Origin of the sequence: Winogradskyella sp. PC-19, from assembly GCF_002163855.1 — a bacterium.
In the GTDB taxonomy this organism is placed as follows: Bacteria; Bacteroidota; Bacteroidia; order Flavobacteriales; family Flavobacteriaceae; genus Winogradskyella.
This window is the reverse complement of record NZ_CP019332.1, coordinates 777,858-798,922: the sequence shown is the minus strand read 5'-3', so window position 1 is coordinate 798,922 and position 21,065 is coordinate 777,858. Positions and strand designations below refer to the sequence as shown.

21 protein-coding genes are annotated in these 21,065 nt (G+C 31.9%); 14 read left to right on the top strand and 7 right to left on the bottom strand.

All coding sequences use genetic code 11. The features are described from left to right. Positions 1-2: 2 nt before the first annotated feature. From BTO05_RS03690 to BTO05_RS03670, 5 genes are all read right to left on the bottom strand, one after another. Entirely contained in the window at positions 3-2,504 is a 2,502-nt protein-coding gene (locus tag BTO05_RS03690; protein ID WP_087491361.1) for a TonB-dependent siderophore receptor, read from the bottom strand. Between the two features lie 12 nt (positions 2,505-2,516). Next, on the bottom strand, positions 2,517-3,212 hold the full coding sequence (locus BTO05_RS03685; RefSeq protein WP_087491360.1) for an ABC transporter ATP-binding protein: 696 nt from the start codon (positions 3,210-3,212) through the stop codon (positions 2,517-2,519). A 223-nt stretch (positions 3,213-3,435) separates the two neighbouring features. Further along, positions 3,436-3,738 (bottom strand): hypothetical protein, encoded by a 303-nt coding sequence (locus BTO05_RS03680; protein WP_157662531.1) that lies wholly within the window; start codon positions 3,736-3,738, stop codon positions 3,436-3,438. Between the two features lie 43 nt (positions 3,739-3,781). Continuing rightward, complete coding sequence (locus tag BTO05_RS03675) at positions 3,782-4,360, bottom strand: GNAT family N-acetyltransferase (protein ID WP_087491358.1); 579 nt, start codon at positions 4,358-4,360, stop codon at positions 3,782-3,784. Then, on the bottom strand, positions 4,357-4,995 hold the full coding sequence (locus tag BTO05_RS03670; protein WP_087491357.1) for an alpha/beta hydrolase: 639 nt from the start codon (positions 4,993-4,995) through the stop codon (positions 4,357-4,359). The genes BTO05_RS03675 and BTO05_RS03670 overlap by 4 nt, the downstream gene beginning before the upstream one ends. A gap of 54 nt (positions 4,996-5,049) precedes the next feature. On the opposite strand from BTO05_RS03670, the gene BTO05_RS03665 reads away from it, so the two are divergent. The 5 genes from BTO05_RS03665 to BTO05_RS03645 all read left to right on the top strand — a co-directional run bounded on the left by BTO05_RS03665 (position 5,050) and on the right by BTO05_RS03645 (position 9,742). Beyond that, complete coding sequence (locus BTO05_RS03665) at positions 5,050-5,475, top strand: PaaI family thioesterase (protein WP_087491356.1); 426 nt, start codon at positions 5,050-5,052, stop codon at positions 5,473-5,475. Then, positions 5,476-6,591, top strand: a complete 1,116-nt coding sequence (locus BTO05_RS03660; protein ID WP_087491355.1) for a chorismate-binding protein — start codon at positions 5,476-5,478, stop codon at positions 6,589-6,591. It abuts the gene before it with no gap. A gap of 33 nt (positions 6,592-6,624) precedes the next feature. Then, positions 6,625-8,385: a 2-succinyl-5-enolpyruvyl-6-hydroxy-3-cyclohexene-1-carboxylic-acid synthase gene (gene menD, locus BTO05_RS03655; protein ID WP_087491354.1), complete on the top strand. Its 1,761-nt coding sequence runs from the start codon at positions 6,625-6,627 to the stop codon at positions 8,383-8,385. 94 nt (positions 8,386-8,479) lie between these two features. Beyond that, a complete protein-coding gene (locus BTO05_RS03650) occupies positions 8,480-8,818 on the top strand; it encodes a DUF2853 family protein (RefSeq protein WP_087491353.1) in 339 nt (112 codons plus the stop codon). 93 nt (positions 8,819-8,911) lie between these two features. After that, complete coding sequence (locus BTO05_RS03645; RefSeq protein ID WP_087491352.1) at positions 8,912-9,742, top strand: S1 RNA-binding domain-containing protein; 831 nt, start codon at positions 8,912-8,914, stop codon at positions 9,740-9,742. 4 nt (positions 9,743-9,746) lie between these two features. On the opposite strand, the gene BTO05_RS03640 is transcribed toward BTO05_RS03645, so the two are convergent. Then, positions 9,747-10,157, bottom strand: coding sequence for a hypothetical protein (locus BTO05_RS03640; protein ID WP_087491351.1), 411 nt, complete (start codon positions 10,155-10,157; stop codon positions 9,747-9,749). Between the two features lie 312 nt (positions 10,158-10,469). On the opposite strand from BTO05_RS03640, the gene BTO05_RS03635 reads away from it, so the two are divergent. The 3 genes from BTO05_RS03635 to BTO05_RS03625 are packed head-to-tail and all read left to right on the top strand — an operon-like array spanning position 10,470 to position 12,928. Beyond that, positions 10,470-11,309 (top strand): 1,4-dihydroxy-2-naphthoyl-CoA synthase, encoded by an 840-nt coding sequence (locus BTO05_RS03635; protein ID WP_087491350.1) that lies wholly within the window; start codon positions 10,470-10,472, stop codon positions 11,307-11,309. A 14-nt stretch (positions 11,310-11,323) separates the two neighbouring features. After that, a complete protein-coding gene (gene menA / locus BTO05_RS03630) occupies positions 11,324-12,229 on the top strand; it encodes a 1,4-dihydroxy-2-naphthoate octaprenyltransferase (protein ID WP_087491349.1) in 906 nt (301 codons plus the stop codon). Positions 12,230-12,244: 15 nt separating this feature from the next. Next, entirely contained in the window at positions 12,245-12,928 is a 684-nt protein-coding gene (locus BTO05_RS03625; RefSeq protein WP_087491348.1) for a DUF2490 domain-containing protein, read from the top strand. A 1-nt stretch (position 12,929) separates the two neighbouring features. Here the strand turns inward: BTO05_RS03625 and BTO05_RS03620 are convergent, their stop codons facing one another. Further along, complete coding sequence (locus BTO05_RS03620; RefSeq protein ID WP_087491347.1) at positions 12,930-13,721, bottom strand: SDR family oxidoreductase; 792 nt, start codon at positions 13,719-13,721, stop codon at positions 12,930-12,932. Between the two features lie 98 nt (positions 13,722-13,819). Between BTO05_RS03620 and BTO05_RS03615 the strand changes: the two genes are divergently transcribed. From BTO05_RS03615 to BTO05_RS03590, 6 genes are all read left to right on the top strand, one after another. Beyond that, entirely contained in the window at positions 13,820-14,857 is a 1,038-nt protein-coding gene (locus BTO05_RS03615; RefSeq protein WP_087493278.1) for an o-succinylbenzoate synthase, read from the top strand. Then, on the top strand, positions 14,854-15,819 hold the full coding sequence (locus BTO05_RS03610; protein WP_317041907.1) for a CPBP family intramembrane glutamic endopeptidase: 966 nt from the start codon (positions 14,854-14,856) through the stop codon (positions 15,817-15,819). The genes BTO05_RS03615 and BTO05_RS03610 overlap by 4 nt, the downstream gene beginning before the upstream one ends. Continuing rightward, complete coding sequence (locus tag BTO05_RS03605) at positions 15,819-16,901, top strand: AMP-binding protein (RefSeq protein WP_087491345.1); 1,083 nt, start codon at positions 15,819-15,821, stop codon at positions 16,899-16,901. The genes BTO05_RS03610 and BTO05_RS03605 overlap by 1 nt, the downstream gene beginning before the upstream one ends. Positions 16,902-16,992: 91 nt before the next feature. Then, positions 16,993-17,607, top strand: a complete 615-nt coding sequence (locus BTO05_RS03600) for a hypothetical protein (protein WP_157662530.1) — start codon at positions 16,993-16,995, stop codon at positions 17,605-17,607. Positions 17,608-17,725: 118 nt separating this feature from the next. After that, positions 17,726-17,980, top strand: a complete 255-nt coding sequence (locus BTO05_RS03595; RefSeq protein WP_157662529.1) for a VIT domain-containing protein — start codon at positions 17,726-17,728, stop codon at positions 17,978-17,980. Positions 17,981-18,355: 375 nt separating this feature from the next. Beyond that, entirely contained in the window at positions 18,356-21,061 is a 2,706-nt protein-coding gene (locus BTO05_RS03590; RefSeq protein ID WP_087491342.1) for a TonB-dependent receptor plug domain-containing protein, read from the top strand. Positions 21,062-21,065: the final 4 nt, after the last annotated feature.

Below are 21,065 nucleotides of genomic sequence, written 5' to 3'. Positions count from 1 at the left end.
TTTTAGAAATTATAAGTAGCGTTAAGTAATACATTTCGAGGTGCACCAGGTCCTAATCTAGAAGGATTAAGTCCACCTAACCAATATGTTTTATTAAATAGGTTATTTACCTTTAAAGTCAACTGCATATTTATACCACTTGGTTTGTAATATACTGCACCTTCAAAAACCGTATAATCTGGTAATAAAACTCTATCAGTAGAATAAGTTGGATTGTACCATGTAAACCTTTCGTCTACATATTGCGCACCCAAACCAACACCTAATCCTCTAAAAGTAGATGTAGAATTAAAGTTATATCTACCCCAGAAATTTGCATTATGTTTTGGAGCTCCACCAATTCTTTCTCCGATAAATTCTTCAATAGCATCTTCTTCAATAGTTGCATCATTAAATCCATATGATGCCATTAATTGAAAATTATTAGATACGTAACCCGAAATATCAAACTCAAAACCTCTACTGCGTTGCTCACCTCTCGTTGTTAACGTATCTAAATCGTAAGTATCACCTAAAAGAATGTTTTTCTGTGTTATATTAAATATCGCAAGATTAGCAAAAATTCTTCCATTTAAAAATTCACCTTTGGCACCAACCTCAACTAAACTACTTTCTAATGGGTCATATCTACCTGGTGATGCTGCCCAGAAAAAACCTTCGGCAGTTGGTGATAAAGAGACTGTGTTAGTGTGTGGTTGAAATCCGCCTAAATATGTAGCGTATGCACTAATATTATCATTTACTTCGTAAGTTAAACCAAGTCTTGGTACAAATGCACTTGTTGTAAATTCTTGTTCGTCATTACTCTTGTAATCAAAGATGTCTTTAAACCATTCGTATCTTAAGTTTACTAAAGCAGATAATTTTCCAATTTTAAATTGATTCTGAATATAGATACCATTAGAAGTATTTAAGTTAGCTGGAATTGATAATGTGGCAAGATTGTAATTGTCTGTATTTCTTGCACCATTAAAAGGGTCTTCTAGATTAAAATGGGGTACTGCTGGTACTGGCATAGTAACACCATCAACTGTCATTTGCTGAAAGTTCCCAGGGTTACTTGGGTCGTAATTTGCTTGTCCGCCATTAACTGTCAAGTATCTTCTGGCTCTAAGAAAACCTGCACCAATTTGTCTTTCCCAACGTGTGGCATCATAGCCTACTAAAAATTTATTAGTAATGTTACCTTTCTCTATATCGTAAGTAAAGAAAGCACTAAAATTATCAGTTTCCCAAAATTGCTGTCTTCTATCGTATCTTAACCTTGCGAGAGTTGGTATTACATTGCCATCAATATCTACAGCAGTACCATCAACACGGTGCTCAGCCAAATCTTCATCCCAAGTTTGCTTCATGTACTGCGCATTAAACGCAAAACTTTTAGTAAATCGTTGAGTAAAGTTAGCCATTAAAATCACCTCCTTATTTTTGTAATGGTCATTAGAAGCACCAACATTTCTTGTAATAGGCGTGCTATTCAAATCAAATTCACCATTTATAGCCCCAAAAATTGGCTGACCTCTATCTAAGTTCCCTTCAGCATCATTATAAATCATCTCAACATTAAGTGAAGTGTTTTCATTAGGAACAAAACTTATAGATGGCGCTAGTAAAATGGCGTTGTTATTTACAACATCTCTAAAAGAATCTGCTTCTTGAAATGCTGCATTAAAACGGTATAATAAGGTTTTAGATTCGTTTAAAGGTCCAGTGAAATCTGCTGTGGCTCTAAGAGTACCAAAGCTTCCTGCTGTTAAGCTTACCGAATTTCTTTTCTCAGTTAATGGTTTTTTAGTTACCATATTTACTGTTCCGCCAGGATCTGCACTAGAAAAAGTTACCGAAGATGGACCTTTAATAACTTCTACACGTTCTAGATGTGATGTAATCGGTTGTAAAAAGTAGTACTGACGTGTACGCATACCATTAAGCATTTGACCATCGTCTGCTTGTGTAATACCTCTGATATTGTAATGATTATATAAACCAGTAAGTGCAACGTTACTTACTGTCCTAACAGCTTCTGGTAGTTGAAAAGCCACACGGTCATCGATAAGCTCTTTGGTAACAGTTGCTACTGACTGAGGCAACTCTCTGTTTTTTATAGATGTTTTTGTAGCTGAGAAAGAGTAATCACTATTGTAATCTTTTCTTACACGACCTAAAATTTCTACACCTTGTAGTTGTTCAGTGCCTTCTAATAAGGTAATTGTGCCAATATTCTTAGTCTCATTATCGGTAATATCGATAGTTGATTTATAAAGTTGAAATCCTAAATAGCTTATTTCAATATTGTAAGTGCCGGCTGTTGTAGTTATGGTAAACTTACCTTCTTCATCTGTGATTTCCCCTAGTTTACCATTTGAGTTTTTTAGGACAATAGTAGCAGTATTGATTGGTATACCTTTTTCGTCAACTACTGTTCCTGTGACTTTAGATTGAGCAAATACTGTAATACTAAATAGAAGTATTAATAGTTTTGTTAATGATTTAAATAATTTCATTTTAGTTGTTTATTAGATAGTTTTTAAATATAAATTTTGAAGTTCTTCCGCATTGATTTGATTGGTATTTGCGGTGTGTACCAATTGTCCTTTTTTCATGATACCTATTCGTGTACCTACGTTTACGGCATTAAAAATATCATGCGTTGCCATAAAAATAGCTTTACCTTGTTGACTTAGCTCTTTACATATTTTAGTAAAGTCTAAAGTGGCTTTTGGGTCTAGACCAGAAATTGGTTCATCCATAAAAATATAATCTGCATTTTTACTTAATGCTATTGCTATACCTACTTTTTGTCGCATTCCTTTGGAGTAAGACGCTAATTTTTTATGGTGAACTTCTTCTTCAAGACCAGCTTTTAATAAATATTCAGATAAATCATTTGCTTGATATTTAAATCCTGCTAATCTGCTAAAGAAATCAAGATTTTCAACTCCAGAAAGATTACCATATAGCTGTACAACTTCAGGAATGTATGCTATCATTTTAGTTGTACTATTCTGATTAGGTTTAATTGAAATTCCATTTACTAAGGCTTCACCACTAGTAGCTTCGATTAAACCTAGAAATAGATTTATTGTTGTTGTTTTTCCAGCTCCATTTTGTCCAAGTAAACAAAAGATTTCTCCTTTTTTTACAGACAGATTTAGCGCATCAAGCGCATTTTGCTTACCGTAAGTTTTGGTAAGATTTACTGCTTCAAGCATATGTAAAAATGTAAAGGTTTGTGTAATTAGTATTGGTTACGGACAACCCGTAATAGAATCAAGAATATTCTTTTGAAAAAATAAAATATATCTATTGTAAATTGAGTTCTATCAATTTCAAAAAAGAAAATAAATTATTTGTTTAAAAAAAAATGTTAGAATTAATGCTGCTATAAATAATTAAATAGCATATTATTTTAAAAAAAAAGTCAAGAATATTCCTCTAATGTTTAGGAGGAGGTTTGTTGTATACAAATTCTGGTAAAACTATTGTTTCTTTAGAGATTTGATAACTTGTGAATAACACAAATGAATTTGGTACAAGACATGGCTCAATTTCTACAAAGCTATTAGTAGTGCTAATAAAATCTAGCTCGTAAGACTCTGCTAAAAAATCGCATTGTTCACATGGATTGGTATCATCATCGCTTATATGGTCTAAGGCATGAGCACTTAGTACCATTGGTAGCATTAGGATTACCGTAAAAAAAAGGTTTATAATTCTTTTATTTATATCTTTCTTCACGTGTCAAATATAAATATTTAATGCAATTTGGTTGCAATAATATTTAATTATTTAAAGTTTTTAATAAATTCTGCTTAGTATTTCTCCATTCATCCAAAAGTATACCATAACAACAAGTACTACGTCTAAAACCGTCTTTCATAATAGTATCTTTACGTAAGATACCTTCAAGTGTTCCGCCAATTTTTTCGACAGCACGTCTTGATTTTAGATTTCGCTCGTCAATTCTAAATTCTACTTTCTCGAATTCTAAAGTTTCAAAAGCGTATTGCATCATTAAAAACTTCATATTTTTGTTTAGACCTGTGCCTTGAAATTCGTGCCCAATCCATGTCCAACCTATGTGTAAGACTTTATTTTTCCAGTTGATAAGTCCAAATCTTGTTGAACCTGCATAGACTTGCTTTTGCTTGTCATAAACAATAAAAGGAATAATAGTTTTGTGGTAATAGCCATCTACAGCTAATTGTACATAATCACGTAATTTATCTGGTGTAGATATATCAGAAGGTGAGTAGTGGATGAGGTCTTTTTCCTGAGCTATTGTCTGTAATTGCTCATAATTACTCAAATCGATTAAGCTTAGTTTTACGCGGTTGTTTTCTAATGTTGGTGACTTCATACCAAGTTATTTATATAATCTACATTAACAACATGTTTACCTTCAAATGGTAAGACTGCTAATCGTTTCCCAAATAATTCGTTAGCGCGTTTACGTTCGATTTCAATTCTAACTTCGTCTAAATACTCATCTTTAGTACCGTAAATCAATTTCACTTTACAAGTTTCAGATAAGTACTGAAAATTTTTAGAGCTCAATTCTTTTGGTATGCCTCCAGAATGTAGTACCAATTTTGTTGGTTGTAATTGACGTCTTGTTACGTAACGTGTGGCAATACTAACACCTTGAGAGTATCCGAATATAATAAGGTTTTTGTCACTTGGAATACCTTCAGTTTCTAACACAGCATCTATATAATTCATGATATTTTGCATTCCAACTTCAGTATTATCACGTGTTAACCAATTGGCGCCAACATGCATTTTTGGTTGAATGTAATATTTACTCGGTGCCTGCGGTGCTATAACATAGTTTTCATTGGGATTTAAATTTTTAAAATATCTCAGAAAATATTGGCTTAAATAACCCATACCATGAAAGACGAGCCAAATAGTTTTGGTGTCTTTGTTTAATTGGTTAAGCGTAGCATATGAATTGCTTGTTGTATAAGTGATTTCTTTTTCGGTCGTATTCATTATTCCTTGTACTTTCAGTATTTTTGCATTCCGACTCTAAAAGTAGGTATAACTATGCAAATCTCTAAAGAAGAATTACTACAAAAAGCAAATGCGGCAAGTAAAGATACACTAATGGAAACCTTAGATATCAAGATTGTTGATTTTACCGAAGACACACTTACAGCCCGAATGCCAGTGACACCAAAAGTACATCAGCCAGACGGCGTTTTGCATGGTGGCGCAACAGCAGCTTTAGCAGAAAGTGTAGGGAGTTTTGCATCACATATATTTACAAACACTGACGAGTTTTTTGTGCGTGGTTTAGAGATTACAGCCAACCATTTAAAAAGTGCAAAAGAAGGTTATGTCTATGCAAAAGCATCTTTTTTGCATCGTGGACGTACAACGCAATTATTGGATATTAGAGTCACTGACCAGGACGATAATTTGATTTCTATTTGCCGTTTATCTACAATTACTTTGCCTAAGAAAAAGTAAATGACCGAAGCCTCTTTTTTTCAGAATTTAGAACAACAATATGACAAAAAATCACCTTTTGTTGTATATAGTCGTCCAATAAATTCTATCATAAAATATTGGTTGCAAAAAGATGATGAGTTGTACGAAACACAAGATTTTAAAGAAAGTGGATTTGTGTTTTCACCTTTCAATTTAGAATCTTCTGCAGTTATTTTACCACAAAATGAATGTGAACATCAAGTATTAGAAATATCTAACTTAAAAGTGGATAAGTCTCTAAATTCAGATTCTAAAATTAATTCTTCCGGTCAGTCATTTCATATAAATCTAGTCAATAAAGGAATAGATGCTATTGAAAATGGAGAATTAGAAAAGGTAGTACTATCTCGTTCTGAAAAACAGCCAGTTTCTGAACATCCGATTACTATTTTTAAACGCCTATTCAATACTTATAAAAATGCGATGGTTTATTGCTGGTATCATCCAAAAGTAGGCTTATGGTTAGGCGCAACACCTGAGTTATTATTTAAGGTCGAAGGTCAGCAGTTGACCACAATTTCGCTAGCAGGAACACAACCTTATAGCGTTGAAGGTATTCCAAACTGGACAAAAAAAGAATTAGAAGAGCAACAAATCGTTACTGATTTTTTAGCAAATCAGATTTCGCCATATACTACAAATACTAAAATCTCTGAAGTAGAAACGATTCGTGCTGGAAATTTATGGCATCTCAAAACTCGATTGATTAGCCGTATAGATAGTAAATCTGAGTTAAAATCTATTATCGAAGCGTTGCACCCAACACCTGCTGTTTGTGGTTTTCCAAAAGAAAAAGCCAAGACATTTATATTAAAAAGCGAAGGCTATAATCGTCAGTTTTACACAGGTTTCCTTGGTGAATTAAACTTTAAAATCGCAAAAACGCGTAACACCAATAGACGAAATATTGAGAATAACGCTTACAGTGTTGTAAAAACACAATCAAATTTCTACGTTAATTTGCGTTGTATGCAGATTCTAGACAATACTGCAACAATTTATGTTGGTGGTGGTATTACCAGAGGTTCTGTTGCTGAAAAAGAATGGGAAGAAACCCAAAATAAAGCTAAAACTATTGGGAATATATTAAGCTAAGTCCACTGAGAAATTCCTTATCTTTGTGTGTTGATGAACTACTCTAAAATTCCTTTAGCACAGACAGTTGTTACCTTATGCAAAACGCATAATATTAAGCATATTGTTATTTCTCCTGGAAGTAGAAATGCACCTTTAACTATTGGTTTTACACACGATGATTTTTTTAAATGTTATAGTATTGTAGATGAGCGCTGTGCTGCATTTTTTGCAATGGGTATTGCGCAACAAAATCAAGAGCCAACTGCTGTAGTTTGTACATCTGGTAGTGCTTTACTCAATTACTACCCAGCAGTTTCAGAGGCATATTACAGTCGTATTCCATTAGTTGTTTTATCTGCTGATAGACCAGAACATCTTATAGATATAGGCGACGGACAAACCATAAAACAAAAGAATGTTTTCGGGGAACACGTTTTTTATAGTGCGAATCTTAAACTAGATTTAAGAGAAGAAACACATAAACCACCAAAAGAGGAAGTTCCAATTTTCAAAAATTTAGAAAATAAAGTCGAGAAAATTTTAGGTTTACAAGATGGCATTCAATCCCAGAATGAAAAAGAAATCCATAAAGCGTTAAATAGTGCAGTTATAAATTCTGGACCAGTACATATTAACGTTCCTTTTGACGAACCTTTATATGGTAGAGTTGATGAATTGACCATAAGTCCAAAACCTTTCAAACTTCCAAATATTGAAAAGAATATTGAAGACTCCGTTATCAAAGAGTGTTCTAATATCTGGAAAAATTCAAAACGAAAATTAGTTTTGGTTGGAGTACTTCAGCCAAATTCAGTGGAGCAAAATGTTTTAGACCAATTGGTAAAAGATGAAGGTGTGATTGTTTTAACTGAAACAACATCAAATTTATACCATCAAGATGTTTTTCCTGGAATAGATAAACTTATAGCGCCATTAGATAAAGAAGATTTTCAGAAATTACAACCTGAAGTATTATTAACTTTAGGCGGTTTGATAGTTTCTAAAAAAGTAAAACGCTTTTTAAGAGATTACAAACCCAATTATCACTGGCATATAGATAAGTACAATGCTAATGATACTTTTTTTGCATTAGACAAGCACATAAAATTAAGTCCTAATACTTTTTTTGAATCATTTTTACCAGAGATTAAAGATGCCGTTAAAAGTGATTATAAGCAATATTGGTTATCTATCAGAGAGAGAAGAAGAAAGCTACACGATGACTACTTAAGTACAATTCCGTATTCGGATTTTACAGTTTTTGATTATTTCCTGAATAGTATTCCGAGGAATAGTCAGCTACAAGTAGGTAACAGCTCTGCGATTAGGTATACTCAATTATTTCAACTTAGACAGGATATATCTGTATTTTGTAATAGAGGAACAAGCGGTATTGATGGTAGTACAAGTACAGCATTAGGGTCGGCATCTATTTCAAAAGAACGAGTGACTTTTATTACTGGAGATTTGAGTTTCTTTTACGATAGTAATGCGTTGTGGAATAATTATATACCAAAAAATTTCAGAATAATAGTACTAAATAATTGTGGTGGCGGTATTTTTAGGATATTACCTGGTCATAAAAACACTGATAATTTCGACACTTATTTTGAGACGAAGCATAATCTTAATGCTTCAGATTTGTCAAAAATGTATGGTTTTGAATATCAATCAGCAGACTCAAATGAAGCGTTGAAAAAAGAACTAACATCATTTTATGATGATTCTAATCAACCAAAATTACTAGAAGTTTTCACACCTTCTCAAATCAATGATGAGATTTTACTCAATTACTTCGAGTTTATTAAGTAATAAAATACCGAATAATTTATAACCACTTGACTTTTAAAGGTAAAATTTACTATATTTAAATCGTTGTTGATTATTAATTGAAAAAATAAATAAAATGAGCAAAAGAGACGACTTAATTGCAAAATATGCTGCAGACTTAAAAGACAAATGTGGTATGAATCCAGACATGGACTTGTTGACAAAAGTAACTGTTGGTTTAGGACCATCTATTTATAATGCAGATGCTGCTACAGTTTCAGGTTCTGACGATAAAGAGTTAGCTACAGTTAAAAATAACTTTTTAATTAAGAAATTAGGACTTAGTGATAGCGCTGATTTAGATAAAGCTATTGATAGTGTTATCGAAACTTACGGACGTTCTAATCGTAACAAGTATAGAGCTGTAATTTATTATATGCTTACTAAGCACTTTAAAAAAGAGTCTGTTTATTAGAATAAAATAATCTATATAAGTTAGCGCTAATATTTCATTGAGAATATTAGCGCTTTTTTTAGCTACAAACATTAATAATAATAACTTTGCGGTATGATACAAATAGGCGATTATAACACACTTACCATCTTAAGAGATACTGAACCTGGACTTTTTTTAGGTGATAATGAAGAAAATGAAATTCTTTTGCCAAATCGATATGTTCCTGAGACATTCGAAATTGGTGATAAGATAGAAGTTTTTGCCTATTTAGATAATGAAGAACGACCAGTTGCCATCACTGACAAACCTTATATAAAGAGAGGTGATTTTGCTTTATTACGTTGTAATCAAGTGACTAAGTTTGGTGCTTTTTTGGATTGGGGTTTAGTTAAAGAATTATTTTGCCCATTTAAAGAGCAAGCATTTAAGATGAAAGCTGGAGGCTGGTATTTGGTGCATTGCTATTTAGATGAAGAATCCGAACGTCTTGTCGCGTCAAGTAAAACTAATCGTTTTTTAGATAACAAAGAATTGACTGTCGAGCACTACGAAGAAGTAGATTTAATAGTGTCTCATCCATCCGACCTTGGTATGAATGTTATTGTAAATAACCGCCATCTTGGACTAGTCTTTAAAGACGAAATCTTTAAAGACATAAGTGTTGGTGATAAGTTAAAGGGAATTGTTAAAAAAATTAGACCAGGAAATAAATTAGATATTTCATTGAGTCAGACAAGTTATAGAGCTATAGAGCCAAATGCACAAACCATTTTAACTGTTTTGGGAGATAACAATGGGTTTTTACCATTAAATGATAAATCTGCACCTGATGATATAAAAGATACAGTACAAATGAGTAAAAAGAGTTTTAAAAAAGCTATTGGTTCACTGTACAAAGACCGAAAAATTGAAATTAAAGAAGATGGTATTTATTTAAAATAATACTCTAATTACCAGACTCAAGAATCTCTTCAACCCACGGAATAGCATCCTCTATTACTTTGAATATTTTTCTGTTATAGGTAAAGAATTGGTTTTCAACTTCAAAGATACCTTTGCCGAACAAGGTATTACAGACTACAGCATAAGCTTTGAGGTTAGGAAAACTTTCATTAAATCGTTTTGCATCATTTAAGTCCAAAGAATACGTATTAGTCCTATTAGTAATGACACCAAAGTCCTTCTCTCCAAAAAACTTTAAAATTGCATCTTTAGTCTCTTTAAAAGATTCAAAATCTATATGAACACCTTCATTAAATTCAGTGACTACATATCTATCAAAAAAAAAGAGTTTTCCAATTTTAACTTCCTTGTAGTCAATTATATTGGTTATATTTTCGTAATCAGTTATAGACATATTTTATTTTTTTCGGACTACAAAAGTACTATGCATGCATAGTTTTTTAATACTGATTAAATGACTTTAACTTTTTTAAGAATAATTAAAGAATGTTTTGTTTGATTTATCTTGATATTGATAATTAAGTTACGAATAAATTAGTAATTACTAAACAATATGATTTTTAGTGTTTTATGTAAAAATCACTACATCGTTTTCGAATGTTTATAAATTTGATAAGCGCTAAATAAAACTTCAATAATTATTAAAAATCTAAAAAAAATTAAATATAATTTATGCGTATTTTTGTTTTTCAAATTGATTGATTATATGAGTAAAATAAAATGGGAAGTAGCTAAGGAATATGAAGATATCACCTATAAAAAATGTAATGGTGTAGCTCGTATAGCTTTTAATAGACCAGACATTAGAAATGCTTTTAGACCAAAGACTACATCAGAACTTTATGATGCATTTTATGATGCCAATGAAGACATTAACATTGGTGTAGTACTATTAAGTGCAGAAGGACCATCTACTAAAGATGGTATATGGAGTTTTTGCTCTGGCGGTGACCAAAAGGCAAGAGGACATCAAGGCTATGTTGGAGAAGATGGTTATCACAGACTAAATATATTGGAAGTACAGCGCTTAATTCGTTTTATGCCTAAAGCAGTTATTGCTGTCGTTCCTGGATGGGCAGTAGGTGGCGGTCATAGTTTACACGTAGTTTGTGATTTAACATTGGCAAGTAAAGAAAACGCAATTTTCAAGCAAACTGACGCAGATGTAACTAGTTTTGATGGCGGTTATGGCTCAGCATATTTAGCTAAAATGGTAGGTCAAAAAAAGGCTAGAGAAATTTTTTTCTTGGGAAGAAATTACTCTGCACAAGAAGCTTACCAAATGGGAATGGTAAATGCAGTAATTCCTCATCAAGAATTAGAAGATACAGCTTACGAATGGGCACAAGAGATATTAGCTAAGTCACCAACGTCTATTAAAATGCTAAAATTTGCAATGAATCTTACAGATGACGGTATGGTTGGACAGCAAGTTTTTGCAGGTGAAGCTACACGATTAGCCTATATGACAGACGAAGCTAAAGAAGGTAGAGACGCATTTTTAGAAAAGCGTAAACCCAATTTTGATAAAAAATGGATTCCATAAATCTATAGAAATTTATGAGTAAATTAAAACCATGGCTTTCTGCTATGCGATTGCGCACACTGCCTTTATCAGTATCAGGAATCATAATTGGCACTTGTTTAGCGGCTTATAATGGAAGATTTGACATCTTTGTATTTGTTTTGGCTTTGTTAACCACGGTGAGCTTACAAATCCTTTCTAATCTAGCAAATGATTATGGAGATGGTGTAAGAGGAACCGATAACGAAGATAGAGTTGGTCCTCAACGCGCCATACAAAGTGGAGAAATTACCCCTAAACAAATGTTTGAGGCTATAAAGAAGAATATTCTTGTTGTTATAGCTTTAACTATATCGTTAGTATATGTTGCATTTGGTCATCAAAATTTCCTGTATACTTTACTTATTATAGTTCTAGGTAGTTTGTCAATATACGCAGCTATAAATTATACAATGGGTGATTCTCCTTATGGTTACCGTGCTTTAGGAGATGTTTTTGTTTTTGTGTTTTTTGGTTTTATTAGTGTTTTAGGAACATATTTATTGAATGTCAAAACCATAGACCATATTGTGTTTTTACCTGCTACTGCATTAGGCCTATTAAGTGTTGCTGTTTTAAATCTAAACAACATGCGTGATAGAGAAGAAGATGCAAAAGTTAGCAAGATAACATTAGCTGTTAAACTTGGCGCTAAACGAGCTAAGAACTATCATTATTTTTTAGTAATAGGTGCTATGTTAACTGCACTGACCTACAGCATTCTATATTATGTAGAACCTTATAATTTTATTTTTCTTCTGAGTTTCATTCCTTTAGTAATTCATCTGAAAAAAATTAAACAAGCCAAATATCCTAACGACTTCGATAGTCAACTAAAGGTATTGGCTTTAACTACATTTTTATTTTCAATCTTATTGGGAATAGGCTATTTACTTTATTAAAAACACATAATTGAAATGAGATTTATACTATTACTAGTTTTTTGTTTTGCTACATTTTTGTCAATTGCTCAAGTAGATCAATCACAAACAGGAGCATGGTACATGTATTTTTTTACTCATCAATTAAAAGATAGTCAATTTGGAATCCAAGGTGATTTTCAATACCGTGATTGGCAAGGCTTAGGTGATAAGGAGCAATTATTACTTCGTTCAGGTTTTACATACACACCAAAAGAAACAAGTATAAAATTTACTTTAGGTTACGCAAATATCACTTCAGGTGTTCCAGGAGCTAACAACGACACATCTAATGAGAGTCGTATTTATCAAGAAGCATTATTTTCATCAAAATTTGGACGCTTTTTGCTAACACATAGGTTTAGGTATGAACAACGTTTTGTTGAAAATCAAGATTTTAGAACTCGATACCGCTATAACCTTTTTTTAAATATCCCAATTAATAATAAGGCGCTAAGTCCAAAAACAATCTATGCAGCGTTATATAACGAATTGTTTATTAATGGTCAACAAGAAATTGGTGATGGTAGAGAAGTTGAACTATTTGACCGTAATCGTACCTATCTTGGATTGGGCTATGTAATAAATAGTAATATCCGTTTTCAATTTGGTTGGATGAACCAGAAAACTAATACATGGGGTAAAGGACAATTACAGTTTAGTATGCATCATAAGTTGTAGTTTATCTCACTTCACTTTTCATTACAGTTTTGTGTAGTAATTTAGGAAAGAACCGCTTTAATAGTACACCTATAGTCTCTTTTTTACCTATGTAGGCTTCAAATTTTCCCTTTGAAATGGCTTTAAGCATTCGCTTAGCAAACGCTTCAACTGATAAACCATTTTCTGTCGCTTTATCTAATGTCTCTAATTTTGAACCATCACCAGTAAGTGCATTTTTGGACACATCAGTATTTACAAAACCAGGGCAAATCAGAGTAACTTTTATATTATCTTTTTCATGTTCCATACGCAGAACATCAAAAAAACCATGAAGCGCATGTTTGGCACCACAATATCCAGAACGATATGGTGAACCAAATTTTCCCATTAGACTTGTAACTGTTACAAAATGTCCATTTTGATTAGTTATAAAATGTGGTAATAATGCTTTTGACAAACCAACAGTACCTAAATAATCGATTTCCATTAGTTTTTTGTCAACAGAAATGTCAGTATCGATTATCAGTGAACGTTGACTAATACCACCGTTATTTATTAAGATATCGATATTTTTAAATTTGGAAATAGCTTTTTCAGCTATGGGTTTCATCATATCGTAGTTTGCCAAATCAAAAGCAAGTATTACAATATTTTCTGGATTATGACATTGAGATTTCACAAGGTTTAATTCCGTCTCACGTCTAGAAGATAAAATAAGTTTACAATCTAATTGAGATAGCTTAATAGCCAAAGCCTTCCCGATACCACTTGATGCACCAGTTATCCAAATTACTTTATTTGTAAAATCCATAGTTAAAACTTAAAGGTCAAAATTAGAAATTATTAAGTTATTACTAACTGTTTCAATAAAAAAACCAAGAATTATTTAAGTATCTTTGAAGCGCTATGATTAAAGCAAAATACCTAAAACATATTCTTAATTTCAAACGCCCAAGCGGAACGTCTCGAGGTGTAATGTCTACTAAAGAAACTTGGTTTATTACTCTCGAAAAAAACAATAAAACTGGTATTGGAGAATGTGGAATCTTGCGTGGCTTATCAATCGATGATAGACCAGATTATGAAGCTAAACTTAAGTGGGCTTGTAATAATATTAATCTGGGCTTAAATACTCTACTTAATGAGTTAGAAGAATTCCCAAGTATTCAGTTTGGATTAGAAATGGCTTTTATGTCTCTTGAGTCTGAATATAAGTTTGAATTATTTCCTTCAGAATTTACAAATGGAACAGACGATATTAATATCAATGGTTTGGTTTGGATGGGAGACGAAGACTTTATGCGAAAACAGATAATAGAAAAAATTGATGCTGGTTTCAACTGTATAAAACTAAAAATTGGAGCAATCGACTTTCAGACTGAGTTAGATATTTTAAAGTCCATTCGAAAAGAATTCTCAGTTTCAGATATAGAATTACGAGTAGATGTTAATGGTGCTTTTGCACCAAATATAGCTTTAGAAAAGTTAAAGAGACTATCAGAATACAGATTACATTCAATAGAACAGCCTATAAAGCCAAACCAGTTTGATGTTATGGCTAGTCTTTGTGAAGTGTCTCCGATAGATATTGCTTTAGACGAGGAGTTAATAGGTGTTTTTTCAATTAAAAAGAAAGAAGAAATATTATCAATCATAAAACCGCAATACATTATTTTAAAGCCAAGTCTTATCGGCGGTATATTAGGAAGTCAACAATGGATTACTACTGCCGAAAAGCATAACTTAAAATGGTGGATAACAAGTGCCTTGGAGAGTAATGTTGGGCTAAATGCCATTGCACAGTGGACTTATACTTTGGGTAACAAAATGCCTCAAGGTCTTGGTACAGGAAGTTTATTTACCAATAATTTTCCTTCGCCATTAACTGTAAAAAATGGTACTTTGCATTACGATAAAAAACAAAATTGGAATTTTAATATTTTATGATGAATTATATACAGCAAGCATTTTTAGGATTATTTGATTGGTGGCGTTACTTAATAGGTACCGTAATAATTTTTATTGCATGGCAGATAATAGGAATGATACCTCTATTAATATTCATTGGTATAGAAGTAGCTAATGGTGCTAGTTTGGCTATTACTACTGATATTGCTCAAATGGCTGAGCTATTAGGTAAAAATTTGTTTTTGTTCTTAATGCTTTTTTCATTTGCTATAGGCTTATTAGGCGTTGTATTTTGTTCTAAATACTTACACAATCAATCTTTTGTAAAACTTACAACGACAAGACCTTCAGTAGATTGGAAACGATTTTGGTTTATTTTCATAATCTGGGGATTATATTCTACTGCGACTACAGCTCTGTCCTTTAATATGGCTCCTGAAGATTATATTTATAATCTAAATCTAAAACCATTTTTAATTTTATTGGCCCTTGTTATTTTTTTAATGCCTTTACAAACCAGTTTCGAAGAATATTTTTTTAGAGGATATCTTATGCAAGGACTTGGAGTCGTTTTTAAAAATAAATGGATGCCATTAATACTCACATCAGTTGGTTTTGGATTGCTACATGGCTTAAATCCAGAAGTAGATAAATTAGGTCCAATTATGATGGTATTTTACATAGGTACTGGATTAGTTTTAGGAATAATGACTTTAATGGATGATGGTCTAGAATTAGCCCTAGGTTTTCATGCTGCTAATAATATGTTTACAGCATTTTTGGTAACAGCAGATTGGTCTGCATTACAGACGGATGCACTTTTAACGTACACAGCTGATCCTTCAAAAATGACAGTTTCAGAGATTGTATTACCTGTGTTGATAGTATATCCGATATTATTATTTATACTTTCAAAAAAATATGGTTGGACAAACTGGAAAGAAAAATTATTTGGGGAAGTAAAAGAGCTACCGAAAGACGATTATAAAGTCTTAGAATAATGTCAAATAGTTTTATAGAAGTTCACAAAGAATTTAAGTATAACGGCCAATCGTATAATACAGAAGAGCTTAAGATTAAAGCCTTAGATTTAAAAAAATCTAAAAATATTTTCGAATATAAAACAGGTCAATTTTTAACCGATTGGCTTAATCAAGATTATTTTATATTTGCCGAAACTTCTGGCTCTACAGGTACTCCAAAACGCATAAAGTTAAAGAAGCAAGCCATGGTTAACTCAGCCTTAGCAACAGGAGCGTATTTTGATTTAAAACCATCAAACACCGCTTTAAATTGTTTATCAAGCGATTACATTGCTGGTAAAATGATGCTTGTTAGAGCTATGGTTTTAGGTCTGCATATGGACTCTGTAATTCCGCATTCTAAGGTGTTTTTTGATACAAATAAAACATATGATTTTTGTGCCATGGTGCCAATACAAGTAGCTGGTTCTATCAAAAAATTAGATAATGTTAAAACAGTTATTGTAGGTGGTTCTAAAATTGTACCTTTTCTTTTAGATTGGATAAAAACGAGTCCTATAAAATTCTACGAAACTTATGGTATGACGGAGACAGTGACACACGTAGCGTTAAAACCATTACAATCATTAGTTCAAGATGGTGAAGATTTTTTTAAAGCATTACCGACAATTAGTTTCAGTCAAGACAAACGCGATTGTTTAATTATTGACGCTCCTAATTTAATGGAAGTACCACTAGTTACTAATGATGTTGTAGAATTAAAATCTAACAAAGAATTTAAATGGCTTGGTCGTTTTGATAATGTTATCAACTCTGGTGGTGTAAAATTATTTCCAGAGCAAATCGAACAAAAGTTATTGCCAATCATAAAAAAACGTATAATTGTCTGCTCTGAACCTGATGATAAATTTGGAGAAAAAGTTATTTTAATTATCGAGACTTCCAAGGATATATCTTCAGAGCTTCATAGTAAAATACAAGAATCTAAGTCACTCCATAAATACGAAAGGCCTAAGAAAATCTATGCTATTAATCAATTCGTTTTGACTTCTAATGGAAAAGTACAGCGTCAAAAAACTATCGATTTAGTTTTAGGATAGTTTACTCACCAAAAGTTACACTTCACTCATTCTGTGTTTTTTAAAAGTGGTAATGCATTTAGTTTTATCAAGAATTTTAAATACAGAACCAATGAAAAAGCTAATCCAATGTGTTGTTATACTATTTACAGTAGCGCAACTAAACAGTCAAGAGCAGAAGATTGAAACAGAATCTGTAACACTCGAAAATCTATTTACATTTATTGTAGATCATTTTGAAGAAGATGGTAATCCACAGAATGTCACTTTCTTATTAAAAACCCATTCAGCAGGTTTTTCTGATGAAGACAAGTTTATACTAAAACAGACTTTTAAGTTACTATCAAAACGCCTTACTGAGGATGATTATTTAAGTATAGCAACTTATAATCATTATAGTGGAATCGCACTCCAGAAGAGTAATGCTACAGATTTAAAAAAACTGCTTTACACAGTTGAGTATCCAAAAGAAAGTATCGAAGCCTTTGCAAAAGACGGTATCGAATTCGCTTACAAATATGCTAATGTAAATTTTGAAGAAGGCTATGATAATAAAGTTGTTATGGTGCGTCTACCAGAGCGAAAAGGTATTGCAAAGGCATCTACTGCAACTAATCCAAGTATTGCATCTAATGTTGTACCAACAAAAAATAAAGGTACTGGTGCTGCAGTAGTACTTTCGGCATTAGCCTTACTTCCTGAAATCATTCAGGTTATCAAAAATTAATAATCATAAAAACAGTCATATCATGAAACAATTATTACACGTATTCATCCTATTTTTTTGCATAAATACCATTTATTCTCAAACGTCCCCGTATGTAAAACTAAATGGTAATAGACATTTGAAATTAAGTAAATTAAAGGTACACGCAGATATTTCTAATCAATATGCAAAAGTAACTTATGACATGACCTTTTATAATGGGAAAGATAGAATTTTAGAAGGTGAATTAGCTTTTCCACTCGGTCAAGGGCAAACTGTATCTCATTTATCTATGGACTTAAATGGTTATTTAAGAGATGCCGTTATTGTTGAAAAAGAACTTGGTCGAGTTGCTTATGAGAACACAATAAAACAGAGAATTGACCCAGCCTAATTAGAACAAACAAAAGGAAATAATTATAAAGTAAGAGTTTATCCAATACCAGCAAAAGGCTATAAAAGAATTGTAATAAGCTATGAACAGAACCTATCTATTGAAAATGAGAATTACCAGTTTGAAATTCCTTTTGATTTTAAAAATAAACTAGACGATTTTCAACTAGAAATTATTCATAATTCTAGAGCTATAAAACCAATTGTTGAAGGCTTTTGCAGTAATGAACTCAATTTTAGAAAATCAAATGGAAAATTTATAGCAAAATTTAAAAGTAAAAATTTTAGTGCTAAGAAGAATTTACACCTAAAAATTCCGACAAGTCTAGAGAAAAATATATTAGTAAATGATGATTATTTTTTTGTAAATCTTAATATGCCATCAAAATCTAGACCTAAGGTAATACCAAAGTCTGTTACGCTTTTATGGGATGCGTCTTATTCTATGCTGTATAAAAATAAGGATAAAGAGTTTCAATTATTAGAATCTTACTTTAAGACGATTGGTAATCTTAAAGTTGATTTGATAGTATTTAGCAATACAATAATTCAAGAAAAAAGGTACATAATTGAAAATGGAAATTGGAATACGTTAAAAAATGAATTGAATAATGTTGTTTATGATGGCGGCACATCTTTTCAGAATTTACCAATAAATAATACAGATGAAATTATTTTAGTTTCTGATGGGATGCATAATCTAGGGGATTTGTATGAGAAGAATATCAATAAATTCTATGCTATAAACTCAGTAAAGTCTGCCAATCATCAGTTTTTAGAAAAGCAAGCTAATACTTTTGGAGGAAACTATATTAATCTAAACAGAGTGTCTCTAGATGCGAGCCTAGAAAAGTTGCTTAATGAGTCATATCAGTTTTTAGGTATCAGCAAAAATAATAGACTTTTTGAGGTATTTCCAAAAGCTAATGAAGTGGTTAATGGAAGTTTTACAATAGGTGGAAAGCGATTTAATACGGATGTAGTAGAATTGTTATTCGGTTATGATGGTAAAGTGTCAGATACTATTAGTGTTGATTTTAAGTTTGGAACAAATTCTCAGTTAGCAAAACGACTTTGGTCTAAAAGAAAGCTACAATCACTTTCTAAATCTCAAGAAAACAACAAAGATAAAATTATTGAACACGCTAAGGAAAATCATCTGATATCATCTTACACATCAATGATTGTGTTAGATAGAATTCAAGATTACGTCAGGTATAAAATCGAGCCACCAAAAGAATTATTACCACAATATAAGAGAATGATAACTCAAAATAAGCAACAAGAAGTCTCTAATGCAAAAATACTTAATAGTAGAAGACAAAGCTTAAATGATGATTATAAATCACTTTTAGAATGGTACACTAAAGATTATAGTACAAAGCCAGTCATTAAAAAAGATATAAAAAAGGGCATTGCAGTTTCAAACTCTATTGAACCTGATAATACATCATCACAAAATCAACAAAGAGTTAGTTCTAGACCCGAATTTGTTGATACAAAAAATAGTGTATCAGGTATAATAACTGATTCTAATAATATACCATTACCAGGTGTAAATGTTCTTGTAAAAGGAACTACTAGAGGTGTGCAAACAGATTTTGATGGAAATTATGCTATTAATGTTGAAATTGGAGAAACATTAGTTTTTTCATTTGTTAGTATGGAGACAGTTCAATTTACATTATCAAGCTTGAGTGAATTAAATGTAGTCATGAAAGACGACACTGCAAGCTTAGATGAAGTTGTGATTACAGGTTATAGAACTACAACCAAAGCCAAATCTTCAGTCTCATCGGTTAGAGTTAGCAGTGAAACCATTGAAAATAAACCAAACGCAAGTTTTGTACAGACATTATCAGGACAAGTTCCTGGTTTAAATATTACAACTTCTACAGGGCAACCTGGCGGGAATAGCCTTGTTCAGTTAAGAGGTGTTTCATCAATATCAGGTAACACAGAACCATTATTTATTATTGATGGTGCTCCAGTGTCTGAAAACGAATTTAGAAACCTTAAGCCAGAAGATATTGAAGCTATAACAGTTTTAAAAGATGCTGGAGCTACAGCGATATACGGAAATAGAGGAGCAAATGGTGTTATAGTTTTAACTACAAAAACAGGATTAGAAAACAAATCTGAAGCCATCGAAATGTTAGAAAATAAAATTGCAGAGCAATCAAAATTAAAGTCTTGGCAAAAAAATGCGCCTTACTTAGCTTTATTGAATGAACAAACTAATATTGATAGTGCTTATGAGTTGTATCTTGAATTAAGGTTAGAATATAGTAATATGCCATCTTTCTTTTTAGATGTTGCAGAATATTTTGAATCAAAGGATAAGTATGAATATGCATTGAGAATAGCAACTAATTTAATAGAGATTGAAATAGATAATCATGAATTAATTAGAGCTTTAGGATATAAGTTAAATCAATATAAAGAAGATGATTTAGCTGTTTATGTTTACAAAGAAGTATTGAATTTAAGACCTGAAGACCCTCAATCGTATAGAGATTTAGCATTAGCATATGAAGCCATAGGAGAAGATAAAAAAGCCTTTGACTTATTCAATAAAATTGTAGAAGGAGATCTATTAGAAAAAGGTCAAGCCAACAGATATTATGGAATCGAAAAAATAGCATACTTAGAATTAAGTAATCTTGTTAATAAAAGCGATGTTTTAAAGACGTATCGAAATGTGTTTCCAAAAATTGAGACAGATATAAGAGTTGTGATTGATTGGAATCACGCAAATACAGACCTAGACTTACATATCAAAAATCCAAATGGGGACGAATTGTATTATGGCAAAACGGAGTCTAAATTTGGAGGTGCTATATCAGAAGATTTTACCGACGGTTATGGTCCAGAAACTTATAAAATAAAGAAAGCTCAAAAAGGAAAATATGAGATTAGTGTAAAATATTTTTCAGATAGCGTCCAAAAGATTACGGGTCCAACCAGTTTAAAAGTAACTATATTTAAAAACTATGGGAAGTCTAACCAAACCAAGGAAATTAAAATTTTAAGACTTACAGATGAAGAAGGAAAGATTAAAGCTGATACGTTAAGTATCTAAAACT